At 66.1% G+C, this 13,373-nt stretch carries 14 protein-coding genes and 1 pseudogene; 9 read left to right on the forward strand and 6 right to left on the reverse strand.

Annotated elements, in window-relative coordinates:
- Positions 1 to 118: 118 nt before the first annotated feature.
- From OIK44_RS02810 to OIK44_RS02825, 4 genes and pseudogenes are all read right to left on the reverse strand, one after another.
- A complete protein-coding gene (locus OIK44_RS02810; RefSeq protein WP_420213821.1) occupies positions 119 to 565 on the reverse strand; it encodes a PEP-CTERM sorting domain-containing protein in 447 nt (148 codons plus the stop codon).
- 10 nt (positions 566 to 575) lie between these two features.
- Positions 576 to 917 (reverse strand): annotated as a pseudogene (locus OIK44_RS02815) (transposase); the annotation flags it as partial.
- Between the two features lie 55 nt (positions 918 to 972).
- Positions 973 to 1,677, reverse strand: coding sequence for a PEP-CTERM sorting domain-containing protein (locus OIK44_RS02820; protein ID WP_273669151.1), 705 nt, complete (start codon positions 1,675 to 1,677; stop codon positions 973 to 975).
- Positions 1,678 to 1,826: 149 nt separating this feature from the next.
- Positions 1,827 to 3,503, reverse strand: coding sequence for an electron transfer flavoprotein-ubiquinone oxidoreductase (locus OIK44_RS02825; RefSeq protein WP_273669152.1), 1,677 nt, complete (start codon positions 3,501 to 3,503; stop codon positions 1,827 to 1,829).
- A gap of 209 nt (positions 3,504 to 3,712) precedes the next feature.
- Between OIK44_RS02825 and OIK44_RS02830 the strand changes: the two genes are divergently transcribed.
- Complete coding sequence (locus OIK44_RS02830) at positions 3,713 to 4,489, forward strand: SDR family oxidoreductase (protein WP_273669153.1); 777 nt, start codon at positions 3,713 to 3,715, stop codon at positions 4,487 to 4,489.
- Positions 4,490 to 4,505: 16 nt separating this feature from the next.
- On the opposite strand, the gene OIK44_RS02835 is transcribed toward OIK44_RS02830, so the two are convergent.
- Positions 4,506 to 5,072, reverse strand: a complete 567-nt coding sequence (locus OIK44_RS02835) for a LuxR C-terminal-related transcriptional regulator (RefSeq protein ID WP_273669154.1) — start codon at positions 5,070 to 5,072, stop codon at positions 4,506 to 4,508.
- A gap of 146 nt (positions 5,073 to 5,218) precedes the next feature.
- Here OIK44_RS02835 and OIK44_RS02840 point away from each other — a divergent pair, with 146 nt between their 5' ends.
- The 7 genes from OIK44_RS02840 (at position 5,219) to OIK44_RS02870 (ending at position 10,168) form a co-directional block, all read left to right on the forward strand.
- On the forward strand, positions 5,219 to 5,917 hold the full coding sequence (locus OIK44_RS02840; RefSeq protein WP_273669155.1) for a CoA transferase subunit A: 699 nt from the start codon (positions 5,219 to 5,221) through the stop codon (positions 5,915 to 5,917).
- 19 nt (positions 5,918 to 5,936) lie between these two features.
- Complete coding sequence (locus OIK44_RS02845; protein WP_273669156.1) at positions 5,937 to 6,587, forward strand: 3-oxoacid CoA-transferase subunit B; 651 nt, start codon at positions 5,937 to 5,939, stop codon at positions 6,585 to 6,587.
- Positions 6,588 to 6,681: 94 nt separating this feature from the next.
- On the forward strand, positions 6,682 to 7,296 hold the full coding sequence (locus OIK44_RS02850) for an LON peptidase substrate-binding domain-containing protein (protein WP_273669157.1): 615 nt from the start codon (positions 6,682 to 6,684) through the stop codon (positions 7,294 to 7,296).
- A 59-nt stretch (positions 7,297 to 7,355) separates the two neighbouring features.
- Positions 7,356 to 8,588 carry a DUF445 domain-containing protein gene (locus tag OIK44_RS02855; protein ID WP_273669158.1) on the forward strand — a complete coding sequence of 411 codons (1,233 nt, stop codon included), beginning with the start codon at positions 7,356 to 7,358 and terminating at the stop codon, positions 8,586 to 8,588.
- Between the two features lie 71 nt (positions 8,589 to 8,659).
- Positions 8,660 to 9,022, forward strand: coding sequence for a DUF5132 domain-containing protein (locus tag OIK44_RS02860; RefSeq protein WP_273669159.1), 363 nt, complete (start codon positions 8,660 to 8,662; stop codon positions 9,020 to 9,022).
- Positions 9,019 to 9,501, forward strand: coding sequence for an HMA2 domain-containing protein (locus OIK44_RS02865; RefSeq protein ID WP_273669160.1), 483 nt, complete (start codon positions 9,019 to 9,021; stop codon positions 9,499 to 9,501). The genes OIK44_RS02860 and OIK44_RS02865 overlap by 4 nt, the downstream gene beginning before the upstream one ends.
- Before the next feature lie 52 nt (positions 9,502 to 9,553).
- Positions 9,554 to 10,168: a hypothetical protein gene (locus tag OIK44_RS02870; protein WP_273669162.1), complete on the forward strand. Its 615-nt coding sequence runs from the start codon at positions 9,554 to 9,556 to the stop codon at positions 10,166 to 10,168.
- A gap of 87 nt (positions 10,169 to 10,255) precedes the next feature.
- On the opposite strand, the gene OIK44_RS02875 is transcribed toward OIK44_RS02870, so the two are convergent.
- The gene (locus tag OIK44_RS02875) at positions 10,256 to 13,093 is read right to left on the reverse strand and encodes a cation-translocating P-type ATPase (RefSeq protein WP_273669163.1); all 2,838 of its coding nucleotides are present in this window, start codon (positions 13,091 to 13,093) and stop codon (positions 10,256 to 10,258) included.
- On the opposite strand from OIK44_RS02875, the gene OIK44_RS02880 reads away from it, so the two are divergent.
- The gene (locus OIK44_RS02880) at positions 13,094 to 13,369 is read left to right on the forward strand and encodes a hypothetical protein (protein ID WP_273669164.1); all 276 of its coding nucleotides are present in this window, start codon (positions 13,094 to 13,096) and stop codon (positions 13,367 to 13,369) included. It begins immediately after the preceding gene.
- The last annotated feature ends 4 nt before the right edge of the window (positions 13,370 to 13,373 follow it).

Raw genomic sequence — 13,373 nt, forward strand, 5'->3', positions numbered from 1 at the left:
CTGTGTTGCCGGGATGGGGGAGGCGGCATTTGCCGGCCTATTTTGGCGCCATGCCTATGGCGTTCAAGAGGCAGGCCGATGCGCGGCGCACCGCTGCGTGCGCCGTGTCGCCTACGCGCTAAGCGCCGGCGTTGGCTTTGCCACGCGAGCCACGGCGGCGCACGAAGCCCAGCAAGCCTAAGCCCGCCAGCAGCATGGCGTAAGTCTGCGCTTCCGGCACCGCCGACACCGTGCTCAGCGCGATCTTGTCAAACTCCACCGCCTCGTTCAGGGCGCGGAGGCGAATGCCGAGCACGCGGCCGACATAGTCTTCGTGCGCGGACGACTCATAGTTCAGGGTTGCGAGGCCAAACTTGCCCGGAGAGAGCTGGATGGGATTGGCAAAGCTGGCGATGACCTTGCCGCCGGCGAGCAGTTCGATTAGACAGTTGGGCGGGCTTGACGCGAGGCGCTGGCCCACTGCAAGCGACAGCGTGTAGTTGGTGTTGCTCATCAGCGTCGCGTCCAGGGTCTGCGACAGCGATCCTCCGGCCCAGATGAATCCGACGTTGACGCCATCGGGAATGTTCGTGGCGGCGGGTCTGGTGCTTGCCGACGATTTGCAGGGCTAATGTGTCTTGGCGGTCGCGGGGGATATCGAGCGGCAGTGCGTCGAAATCGCCTTTGAGGGTTTTGCCACCATGGTCGTTGCGGGTATTGGCGGTGTCGTTGCAGACTTGGCCGCTCTTGTCGTGGCCCTGGTGGTTGGTCATCCCGACCTCCAGGGCGCGCGCCACCAGCATCTTGGTGAGATGCTTGAGCAGGCCATTTTTACCGATCAGGTCTTCGGGTTTTTGTGGTTGGCCGGCAGGCTGGTGGCTCAGTTTGAGCAACACCGGATCGGGCTTGGCCCGCTTGTTACGCTTTGCGACGGTCATTGATTCCCCTTTGGGGGGGCAGTGTCCTGCCAAATGACCGTCTACACAAAATTATTTACACCCTTGCGCAGGCGTTGGCCTTGCCCCGCGCGCCACGGCGGCGCACGAAGCCCAGCAAGCCCAAGCCTGTCAGCAGCATGGCGTAGGTCTGCGCTTCCGGCACCGCTGACACTGCGTTTAGCGCGATCTTGTCAAACTCCACAGCCGAGCTCAGGGAGCTGAGGCGAATGCCGAGGGCGCGGCCAACATAGTCCTCGTGCGCGGAGGATTCATAGTTCAGGGTTGCAAGGCCAAACTTGCCCGACGAGGGGTGGATGGGATTGGCAAAGCTGGCGATGACCTTGCCGCCGGCGAGCAGTTCGATTAGATAGCTGGGCTGGCCTAACCCGATGCGGTGGCCCACTGCAAGCGACAGCGTGTAGCTGGTGTTGCTCGTCAGCGTTGCGCCCAGGGTCTGCGACAGCGATCCTCCGCCAAAGATGAATCCGACGTTGACGCCATCGGGAACGTTAGGAGCGGGTTTGGTCCCCATGCCGCCGCCGTAGTGGTAGTCGCTGGGGTGCCAATATCCGCTGGTTCCCACCGCGCTCCAGTTGGCGGGCGAGCCGACCGTGTACTTGTTCTGGCCTCCGCTCACCCCGTAAGTCGTGTCCGCCTCGAACGAGGCGTTGAGGATGGGGATTGAGGTGGCGCTTGCCTGCGCGGTGGCGAAGGCGAGGACGGCAAAGGCGGCGCGAAAGTGAAATTTAAAATCCAGCATGATTTACCAATTAATATTATAGGGAACGTAATAATACTATATGGAAATAATGGTCGCTGGAAATATTGGCGAGTCTTCTAGGCGGAAATGAGGCAGCAGGAGAGGCGTGCCGGGCGGCGCAGCCTGGGCGCCGCGCCGCCAACAATCGCTTACATATTCGGATAGTTCGGCCCGCCGCCGCCCTCCGGTGTCACCCAGACGATGTTCTGGGTCGGGTCCTTGATGTCGCAGGTCTTGCAGTGCACGCAGTTCTGCGCATTGATCTGCAGGCGGTCGGCGCCGTCTTCGGCCTTGACGAACTCGTACACGCCGGCCGGACAGTAGCGCGCCTCCGGCCCCGCGTAGGTGGCCAGGTTGACGTCGACCGGCACGCTGGCATTCTTCAGCGTCAGATGGATGGGCTGGTCTTCGGCGTGGTTGGTGTTCGAGATGAACACCGAGGACATCTTGTCGAAGGTCAGCTTGCCGTCCGGCTTGGGATAGACGATGGGCTTGCACTGGGCCGCCGGCTTCAGGCACTCGTGGTCGCCGTGGCTGTGGCGCAAGGTCCACGGCGCCTTGCCGCGCAAGATCATCTGGTCGATGGCCGTCATCACGCTACCCAGGTACAAGCCCTTGCTCAGCCAAGGCTTGACGTTGCGGGCCACGTGCAGTTCCTCGTGCAACCAGGATTGCTCGAAGGCGAGGGGGTAGGCGGCCAGTTCGTCGTGCTGGCGTTGCTGGCCGAGGGCCTCGAACGCCGCTTCGGCCGCCAGCATGCCGCTCTTGATGGCCGCGTGGCTGCCCTTGATGCGGCTCATGTTGAGGAAGCCGGCGTCGCAGCCGACCAGGGCGCCGCCCGGGAACACCAGCTTCGGCAGCGACTGCAGGCCGCCGGCCGTGATCGCCCGCGCGCCGTAGGAGATGCGTTTGCCGCCCTCGAAGAAGGTGCGGATGGCCGGATGGGTCTTGTAGCGCTGGAATTCCTCGTACGGCGACATGTAGGGGTTCTCGTAGTTCAGGCCGACGACGTAGCCGACCATCACCTGGTTGTTTTCCAGGTGGTACAGGAAGGAGCCGCCATAGGTCTTGCTGTCGAGCGGCCAGCCGGTCGAGTGGATCACCAGGCCGGCCTTGTGCTTGGCCGGGTCGATTTCCCACAATTCCTTGATGCCGATGCCATACGATTGCGGGTCCTTGCCCTTGTTCAAGTCGTACTTGCCCATCAACTGCTTGCCCAGGTGGCCGCGCGCGCCCTCGGCGAACAGCGTGTACTTGGCGTGCAATTCCATGCCCAGCTGGAAGTCGGAGCCGGGCTGGCCGTCGCGCTTGACGCCCATGTTGCCGGTGGCCACGCCCTTGACGGAGCCGTCGTCGTTGTAGAGGATCTCGGCGGCGGGGAAGCCGGGGAAGATTTCCACGCCCAGCGCCTCGGCCTGCTGGCCCATCCAGCGCACCACATTGCCCAGCGAGACGATGTAGTTGCCGTGGTTCTCGAAGCAGGCCGGCACGGCGAAGTTCGGCGTCTTGATGGCTTTCGTTTCGGTCAGGAACAAAATGCGGTCTTCCGTCACTTCCGTGTGCAGCGGCGCGTCCAGCTCCTTCCAGTTCGGTATCAGCTCGGTCAGCGCCTTCGGGTCCATGATGGCGCCGGACAGGATGTGCGCGCCCAGCTCGCCGCCTTTTTCCAGCACGCAGACCGATACTTCCCGGCCCGCCTCGGCGGCCAGTTGCTTGAGTTTGATGGCGGCAGCCAGGCCAGCGGGGCCGCCGCCGACAACGACGACGTCGTATTCCATCGTGTCGCGGGGGCCGTATTGTTCAACAATATTATTAGGCTGTGTCATGGTCTCGTCGTGGTGATTGAAAATTTAAGCACGAGTGTGCTTGTTTTTGGCGCGGATTGCAACTTTGGCGCCATTTTGAGGGACATTATTAGACGCCGCAATCTAATCCTGACAATTTGTGTAATGATTGCGCTTACTGTGACACAGGGGCGGCGGCCTTGTCGCCCCCCTGGCATGACCTTATCGAACAACAAGACAGGGAGTAGCTCGTGGGCATAGAAGTGAATTTTGAGGGCAAGATTGCCCTGATCACCGGCGCGTCCAGCGGACTGGGCGCACGTTTTGCGAAAGTGCTGGCCCAGGCCGGCGCGCAAGTGGTGCTGGCCTCGCGCCGCACCGAGCGCCTGAAGGAGCTGCGCGCGGAAATCGAGGCCGACGGCGGCGCCGCCCACGTCGTGGCGCTGGACGTGACGGACTACGCCAGCATCAAGTCGGCCATCGCCCACGCCGAAACGGAGGCGGGGGCCATCGACATCCTCGTCAACAATTCCGGCGTGTCGACGACGCAGCGCCTGGTCGACGTCACGCCGGAAGACTACGCCTTCGTCATGGACACGAATCTGCGCGGCTCCTTCTTCGTCGCCCAGGAAACGGCCAAGCGCATGATCGCGCGCGCCAAGGGCGACCCGAAAAAGCAGCACCGCATCATCAACATCGCCTCGATGGCGGGGCTGCACGTGCTGCCGCAAATCGGCGTGTATTGCATGAGCAAGGCCGGCATGGTGCACATGACCAAGGCGATGGCGGTGGAGTGGGGCAAGTACGGCATCAACACGAACGCCATCTGCCCCGGTTACATCTCGACGGAAATCAACGAGGACTATTTCGCCAGCGAGCAGGGCAAGAAGCTCATCGAGATGCTGCCGCACAAGCGCCCGGGCAAGCCGGAAGACCTGGACGGCTTGCTGCTGTTGCTGGCGGGCGAGGATGCGCACTTCATCAACGGCGCCATCATTTCGGCCGACGGCGGCATGACGGCGCTGTAGGCGCGCCGCGCGGCCGTCAGCGCGGCAATTGCAGCCCGACGAGTTTGTGCACCAGCTCCGACGAGGTGGCCGCGGCGAACTTGCGCATCAGTTTGGCGCGGTGCATCTCCACCGTGCGCGGGCTCAGGTCGATCTGCCGCGCGATCAGCTTGCTGGTCTTGCCCTCGACCAGCAGCGCGGCGATTTCCCGCTCGCGCGGCGTCAGCTCGGCCGTCACCGGGCGCTTCTCGCTGACGTCCTCGAAGGTCCAGATGCCGGCGCCCAGCGGCCGGTTGGCCACCAGGGCGTGGCCGCTGACATGGCACCAGAATAATTCCTCGTTGGCGCGGCGCATGATGCGCTCGTCCGAATAGCGCCCCTTGGCGTTCATGATGGGGATGATGCGGTCGCCCGTGCGCAGGAATTCGTCCATCGTCGGGTACAGCACCCGGAACGACTGCCCGACCAGCTGCGCGCGCGCATAGCCGAACATGGCGGCCAGCGCCTCGTTGCAGGTCTGGATGACGCGGTTTTCCGAAATGCACATGCCGACCGGCGCGTGCAGGAAAATGGTCTCGTAGTCGATAGCTTGCGGAACATTCATCTGCGCGAAATCAATTCTGTTGTAAGGTAAGGGCAAGAGGCCGGTAGTTCTACGGTATTGTGCTTTTCCTTGTCGTATTTTATGCTGATACGCTGCAATCGGACACACGAGACGCGACACAGCTTAACAAAAGAAGAGGGACACGTATGAATAAAGTTTATCCTGACGCCGCCTCGGCGCTGGCCGGCATCGTCAAAGACGGCCAAACCATCGCCGTCGGCGGTTTCGGCCTGTGTGGCATTCCCGAGGCCCTGATCGGCGCCCTGCGCGATTCCGGCGTGAGCAATCTGACCGCCATTTCCAACAACGCCGGCGTGGACGGCTTCGGCCTCGGCCAGTTGCTGACGACGCGCCAGATCAAGAAGATGATCGCCTCCTATGTCGGTGAAAACAAGGAATTCGCGCGCCAATACCTGGCCGGCGAACTGGAACTGGAATTCACGCCGCAGGGCACGCTGGCGGAAAAGCTGCGCGCCGGCGGCGCCGGCATTCCCGCCTTCTTCACCAAGACGGGCGTGGGCACCATCGTCGCCGACGGCAAGGAAATCCGCGAATTCGACGGCGAGCAATATGTGATGGAGCGCAGCCTCGTGTCCGACGTGTCGCTGGTGAAAGCCTATATGGCCGACCGCGCCGGCAACCTGGTGTACCGCAAGACGGCGCGCAACTTCAACCCGAACGTGGCGATGGCCGGCAAGATCACCATCGTCGAAGTGGAGAAGCTGGTCGAGGTCGGCGAGATCGATCCGGACGAGGTGCACACGCCGAGCATTTTCGTGCACCGCATCGTCGTCAACGCGAATCCGGAAAAGCGCATCGAACAGCGCACCGTGCGCGCCAACTAAGAATAATACGGAGATTACTATGGCATGGACTCGTGATGAAATGGCCGCGCGCGCGGCGCGGGAGCTGCAGGACGGCTTTTATGTGAATTTGGGCATCGGCCTGCCGACGCTGGTGGCGAACTATGTGCCCGCCGATATCGAGGTGTTCCTGCAGTCGGAGAACGGCTTGCTGGGCATCGGCCCCTTCCCGACCGACGCGGAAGTGGATGCGGACCTGATCAACGCCGGCAAGCAAACCGTGACGGCGCTGCCGGGCAGCGCCTATTTCAGCTCGGCCGATTCCTTCGGCATGATCCGCGGCGGCAAGATCAACCTGGCCATCCTGGGCGCGATGCAGGTGTCGGAAAAGGGCGATCTGGCCAACTGGATGATTCCGGGGAAAATGGTCAAGGGCATGGGCGGCGCCATGGATCTGGTGGCCGGCGTCAAGCGCGTCGTCGTGCTGATGGAGCACGTCGCCACGGCCAAGGACGGTTCGACCTCGCACAAATTGCTGCGGCAATGCGATTTGCCCCTGACCGGCGTCGGCGTGGTCGACCTGATCATCAGCGACCTGGGCGTGATTGAAGTCACGCCGGCCGGCTTGAAGCTGATCGAGCTGGCGCCGGGCGTGACGAAGGACGACATCATTGCCGCCAGCGGCGCGCCGCTGGACGTCAGCGCCGTGTAACAAGCGGCGGCGCGGCAAGCGGCGGATCGCTGCGCTGCCTGCCGCGCCAACATGTCCCCACAGCACGAAATTTCCTTTCGTGCCATGATGGGCGATGGCCTCGATTCCCTTATTCCCCCTTAACACAGGCCTGTTCCCCGGCGGCCACCTGCCATTGCAAGTGTTCGAGGTGCGCTATCTGGACATGGTGAGCCAATGCATCGCCGCCGACCGGCCTTTCGGCGTCGTCGCGCTGCGCCACGGCAGCGAGGTGCGCAAACCGGATCAGATGGAAACATTGAGCGCCGCCGGCGCGCTGGCCCGCGTGGTCGACTGGTCGATGGTCATGCCCGGCTTGCTGCAGGTGCAATGCGTCGGCGCCGAGCGCTTCCACATCGTCAGCAGTGAGCGCCTGAAGAACGGTCTGTGGATGGCCGAAGTGAGCCTGCAACGGCCGGACAAGGCCGTGCCGATTCCGCCCGAGCTGCAAAACGTCGCGGACACGCTGGGCGCCTTGATCCGCACGCTGCAACAGCGCCAGATCCCGGCCGCGCAGATGCCGCTGGCGCCGCCCTTCCTGCTCGACGAGTGCGGCTGGGTGGCGAACCGCTGGTGCGAATTGCTCTCGCTCGGCATCGACCAGCGCCAGCGCCTGCTGATCCAGGAAAACCCGGTGCTGCGCCTGGAACTGGTCCAGGACTTGCTGGCCGAGCGGGGCATGCTGGAATAGCGCGAACCAAGCCGCGCCGGTCCTGTCTGATGGAGGGAGGCAGCGACTGAAGACAGCGAATGCGAGAACGGGATCAGCTTGCGCAATTGAAGCGGATGCGCCGCATCGCCACCGGCCTGCTGGCGCTGATGGCGGCGCTGTTCCTCGCGGCGCGCCTGTTGCAGGCGGGGCGGCCCTACCTGGTCTACCTTGCGGCCTTCGCCGAGGCGGCGATGGTGGGCGCGCTGGCCGACTGGTTCGCCGTCACGGCGCTGTTCCGCCATCCGCTCGGCCTGCCGATTCCCCACACGGCCATCATTGCGCGCAATAAGGACCGGATAGGCGACAACATCGCCAGCTTCCTCGAACACAATTTCATTACCGGCGAGTTGGTGCGCGAAGAGCTGGCGCAGGTGGACTTCGCCGGCGTCGCCGCGCGCTGGCTGGGGCAGGGCGGCAATGCCGGCGCCGTCGCCGCCCAGGTGGCCGGCGCCGTGCCCGCGCTACTGCGCCTCGTCGAGGACGAGGACGCCGCGCGCTTCATGCGCACGGCCCTGGCTAGCGCGCTCAAGGACGTCAAGTTCGCGCCGCTGCTGGCGCAGGTGCTGTCGGTGCTGGTGGCCGGACGCCAGCACCACGTCCTGCTGGAGCGCATACTCGGCATCGCCGCCCGGGCGCTGGAGCAGAACCGCCCTTATATCCGCCAGAAGGTGCACGAAAACAGTCCGCGCTGGCTGCCGAAGGCCATCGACGAGAAATTGTTCGAGCGCTTGATGGAGGGGGTGCAGGCGATCCTCAGCGAAATCCAGGGCGAGGACAGCGAGTGGCGCGAGCGCTTCCAGGACGCCACCGAGGAGTTGATCGCCAAGCTGGCGACGTCCGCCGAGTACGAGGAGAAGTTGCAGGCGTTGATAGGCAGCGGCCTGGGCCACCCCCTGCTGCGCCGCTATGCCGGGCAGATCTGGCAAGATGTCCGGCAACGTCTGCTGGCCGACGCAGCCGCGCCCGACTCGCGCCTGGCGGCCGGCGCCGAGCAGGCCGTGCGCGTGTTCGGCAAGGCGCTGGCCGGTGACGCGGCGGTGCGGCGCAAACTGAACGCGTGGCTGCGCGCCGTGCTGGCCGACACCATCGTGGAACGCCGCGACGTCATCGTCTCGGTGGTCCGGCGCGCGATCCGCAAATGGGACGCCGACACGGCGGCGCGCAAGATTGAGCTGCACGTCGGCAAGGACCTGCAATACATCCGCATCAATGGCACCCTGGTGGGCGGGCTGGTCGGCCTGCTGCTGCACGCGCTGGCGCAGGCGCTGTAGTTTTTGTCCGGGGCGGGAACATCGCCGGCGCAATCCTGTCCAATTTTTATGCATCTAAACAGGAGTGCTCGATGGATATCTTGAAAAGCAATATCGCCGTGGGCGTCGGCGCGGCCTTGGCCGCGACCGTGCTGGCCCCCGTCCTGACCCCCGTGCTGGCCACGCTCGGACGGCCGCTGGCCAAGTCGCTGATCCGTGGCGCCATGTTGTTCTATGAGAAGAGCCGCGAGACGGTGGCGATGGCCGGAGAGGCGATGGAAGACTTGATTGCCGAAGTGCGCGCCGAGGACGCCGGGCGGCACGGCGGGGCCGCGGCCCGCCAGGAGGCGGCGCCGGCCGACGTGGCGGCCACGGAAGCGCGGCCGCCCGACGGCGGCGCGGCGCCGCCCGAGTATGGCGTGCGCAGCGTCGGCAACGGCAGCGCGATGCCATGAGTACGAACGCCGTCGTCGTCCACCAGTTGCCGGGGAGGGTGCGGCTGTCCATCCCCGAGAAACGCGGCGACGACGATTACTTCCGGCTGCTATCGAGACGTTTTTCCGGACTAGAAGGCGTGCGCAACGTCAAGACGAATGCGCTCGCCGGCAGCATCGTGCTGGAGTTCAACGGCCACCTGCAAGAAGTATTGCGGCGGGCCGGCGCGCCAGCCCTGTTCGATCTTGACGGCGCGGCCGGCGGGATGCGGCCGGCCTTGCCGGCGCGCCCGCTTAACCTGGTCACGGGGCGCGAGCTCAACCCGATGTTTATGGCGGGAGTGCTGTTTTCCGCCGTCGGGCTGCTGCAAAGCATACGCGGCCGGCTGATGGTGCCCGCGGTCACCGCGTTCTGGTACGCGACCAGCACCTTCCAGCAAGCCGGAGTGACCATCGTCATGGACGCCGCCGCCGGAGTTGGCGAAGGGGACGGCGATTAACTTGCCAAGGCGCTCCGGGCAAGCGGCGCGCCGCAACTAATAGGAGTGAAAAATGGCCGAGATCAAAAGTAGTGAAGCGCAGTCGGGCGACAAAAGCCGCCTGACGCAAACCAGCGAGGCGGCTGCGGACGCGGCCGCCGGATACGGCGACGGCGCCCAGCCGGGCGCCGCCTCGGCGGGCGGCCCGGACGGCGCCAGCGGGCCTCATCCGGGCCAGAGCGCATTGCGGCCAGCCGGCGCGGCCGGCAGCGGCGCCGTGGGCGTCACCCACCAAGTGCTCAGGCAGGCCATTTCGGCCACGGAAGACGTTGGCAGCGGCCTGGTTGGCGGCGCCACCCATCTGGCGCAGGACCTCGTGCATGGCGTGCGCGAGCTCGCCGTTGACGCGACGGGGGTGGTCAGGGACGGCGCCAGCGGTTTGATCGGCGCCGCCGGCGAAGTCGGCAGCCGCACCGTGCACGCGCTGGCCGACCTGATGGTCGATGTCGTCGGCGGCGTGCGGCAAATCGCCGACGCCGCGATGGGGCGCGCCGACGCCGGCGCCAAGGCGGCGCGGACCGGCGCCGCGACGACGGGCGAGACGCTCGACGACACCGTCCACGCGGGCACGGCGCGGCAACGGCCGCCCCCGCAGCAGCGTGGCAGCGGCGGCGCCGCCAATCCTTGAGCCGGCGAGCCGACACTGCAAAGCCGGTCCGCTGCGCCAATTCGGGGTCTGACCCTGCGTGTCCGGCCCCGGCTTTTTGCAGCCGACTCAGTCTGGCGGTGTTGCCGGCTTCGCCGCCTCATTCACCAGCAGCGGCAGCCCCGCACCCGCCAGCGCCAGCAGCGCATCGAGCGCGCCCATAGGCGCGATGCCCAGCACGCGGCGCAAGCCGGGCAGCAGATTCGCCGCCACCTGCAGACCGATCGAGGCCCCGACGGCCAGCGACAGGTGATGATTCGGCGGTGCGCCGGCAGCGGCAAACAGCCGCCGGCGCTCCGAGCGGCACGACAGCGCATGCAGCAATTGCCCCAGCACCAGCGCATTGAACGCGATGCTGCCGGCGCGCCGGCCGTCGCCGTGGCAGGCGACGCCGCCCAGGTAGGCGCCCAGCGCGCCGCCGGCCAGCCAGCCCGCCTCGCGCGCATACAGGCGCAACTCCCCGGCGCCGACGATGGGCCGTTGCGGATCGCGCGGCGCCTGCTGCATTACGTCGCCCTCCGCCGGTTCCGCCACCAGGGCTATGGCCGGCAGCATGTCGCTGAGTAGGTTTAGCCACAGCAATTGGACCGGCGTTAGCGGCTGGCCGCTGCCCAGGGCCACCGAGCCGAGCACCGCCAGTATCTCGCTCAGGTTCGACGACAGCAGGAAATGCAGCGATTTGCGGATATTGTTGGAAATGGTGCGGCCCTGGCGCACGGCTTCGAGCAGCGTGTCGAGGCGGTCGCCCTTGAGTACGACGTCGGCGACCGACAGCGCGACATCGGTGCCGCCGCCCATCGCAATGCCGATGTCGGCTGCGCGCAGGGCCGGGCCGTCGTTGATGCCGTCGCCGGTCATGGCAATGGTCTTGCCGCCGCGTTGCAGCGCGCGGACGATTTGCAGTTTGCGCGCCGGGCTGACGCGCGAGAAGATGTGGGCGTTGTCGGCCAGGGCCTGCAGCCGTTGCGGTGCGATCGCCTCCAGTTGCTCGGCGTCGACGATGTGCAAGGCGTCGCCGTTATTTAAGTGCAGCGACTGGCCGATCACATAGGCGGTGGCCGCCTGGTCGCCCGTCAGCATCACCGTGCGGATGCCGGCGTCGTGGAAACTGGCGATGACGCGTTCGACGCCCGGCCGCAGCGGGTCGGCCAGGCCGACCAGGCCGATCCAGGTCAACGGCGCGGCGTCCGCGCCGGCCGGCGCTTCGGCGAAAGCGAAGCCCAGCACGCGCAACTGTTGCTCCGCCATGCCTTCGTTTTGCCGCGCAATGGCGTTCCTGGCGCCGGCGTCCAGGGCCAGCGCCTGCGCGCCGGCCAGATAGTGCGTGCACAAATCCAGCACCTCGGCCGGGTTGCCCTTGACGGCGATCAAGCGCCGCGCCGCGTCCGGCATGGCGTGCAGGGTGCGCATGTAATTGCGCCCCTCCATGCGCAGCTCCGTCTGTAGCAGCGGAAAGTGCCGGCGCAGCGGCGTCGCGCCGATGCCGGCGCCGGCGGCCAGTTCCAGCAGCGCGTTTTCCGTCGCCGAGCCGTTCGGCGCGGCGTCCTGCGGGGGCGTCTCCCGCAGCTCGGCCTGGTTGCACAGCACGCACACTTGCAGCAGGCGCGCCAGTTCGGCGCGTCCGGCGTCGTCCGCCGCGCGGGCCGGCCAGTCGGCTTGCGTCCGGTCGGCTTGCAGCGCGTGGCTGCGCAGCGCCACCGCCGACATCCGGTTCAGCGTCAGCGTGCCGGTCTTGTCCAGGCAGATCGTCTGGATCGCGCCGATGGTTTCGACCGCGTGCAGGCGGCGCATCAATACCTGGTGTTCGCGCATGCGCCGGATGCCGCGCGCCAGCGAGGTGGTGGCGACGGCCGGCAAGCCCTCCGGCAGCGCGGCGATGGCCAGCGAGGTCGAGGTCTTCAGGATGTGCAGCCAGTGGTAGCCGCGCAGCAGGCCCAGGCCGAAGATGCCCAGGCAAATGGCGCCGCTGACCTTGACGAGCTGGTTGCCCAAGTGGTCGAGCTGGCGCTGGATCGGCGTCTTCGGCCGGCGCGTGCCCGTGCTCAGTGCCTGGATGGCGCCGACCTCCGTGTTGTCGCCGGTGCCCACCACCAGGGCCAAGCCGCTGCCCGCCGACACGGCGGTGCCGCGGTAGGCCATGTTGCGGCGTCCCGGCAGCGGCGTGGCTGGGGGCAGCGGCGCGCTGTCCTTCGGCGCCGGCAGGCTTTCGCCGGTCAGCGCGGATTCGTCGATGGACAGGTCGCTGCTTTGCAGCAGGCGGGCGTCGGCGCCGATGCGGATGCCGGGCGTCAGCACCAGTATGTCGCCGGGCACCAGGTGCGCGGACTCGACCTGGCGCACGGCGCCGTCGCGCAGGACGGGCACGACGTCGTCGACCAGTTCCGACAGCGAGGCTATCGTCGATTCGGCGCGCCGTTCGGTGACGAAGCCGATGCCGCCGTTTAAGACCAGCACGGCGGCGATGGCGGCCGCCTCGGGCAGGCCGCCGGTGGCGACGGAGACGAGGGCGGATACGCCGAGCAGTAGCGAGGGCAGGTTCTTGAACTGGTTTAGCGCAATCTCCAGCGAGGACACCGGCGCCGCTTTCGACAGCACATTCTGGCCTTGGCGCAGGCGCCGCTCGGCCTCGTCCTGCGCCAGGCCGCGGCGCGCGGCGCTGCCGAAAAACGCCAGCGCGGCGGCGGCCTCGCGTCCGTGCCAGGGCGCATAGCCGGGCTGCGCCCGTGGCGGGCTGCGCGGCGGCGCCGCCACGGCGGCAGGGACGGACGCGTCCGCTTGGCGGGAAACGGCAGATATGCCGATTTCTGCCAACAGCAGGGCGGTTTGCAGCGACGGGTCGAACAGGATCAGCACCCGCGCCGTCAGCGGATTCGCATACACTGCGGTGATGCCGTGGTGCCGCGACAATTGTCTTTCTATCGCCGTTTGCAGGGAGCGCGAACGGTAGAGGCGGGCCACTTCGATCCGGATGCGACCTGCGCCGCTGGCAACGATGCGAGCATTCTGGAGGTGTACCATCCTTATCAGATACCGGCGTCGGCTGAAAGTTCGCGCCGCCGCGCCCGCAAGGAAAGTGTCTGCAATACGCTGTTTTATTGTGAAATTGCAATATTTGTGGAGAAAAACTTTACGCTGTTTGATGCCCTATATAAGATAGCGGCATCAGTTAACCAAACACGATGAGCAC

The organism is Janthinobacterium fluminis, assembly GCF_028595325.1.
In the GTDB taxonomy this organism is placed as follows: Bacteria; Pseudomonadota; Gammaproteobacteria; order Burkholderiales; family Burkholderiaceae_D; genus Janthinobacterium; species Janthinobacterium fluminis.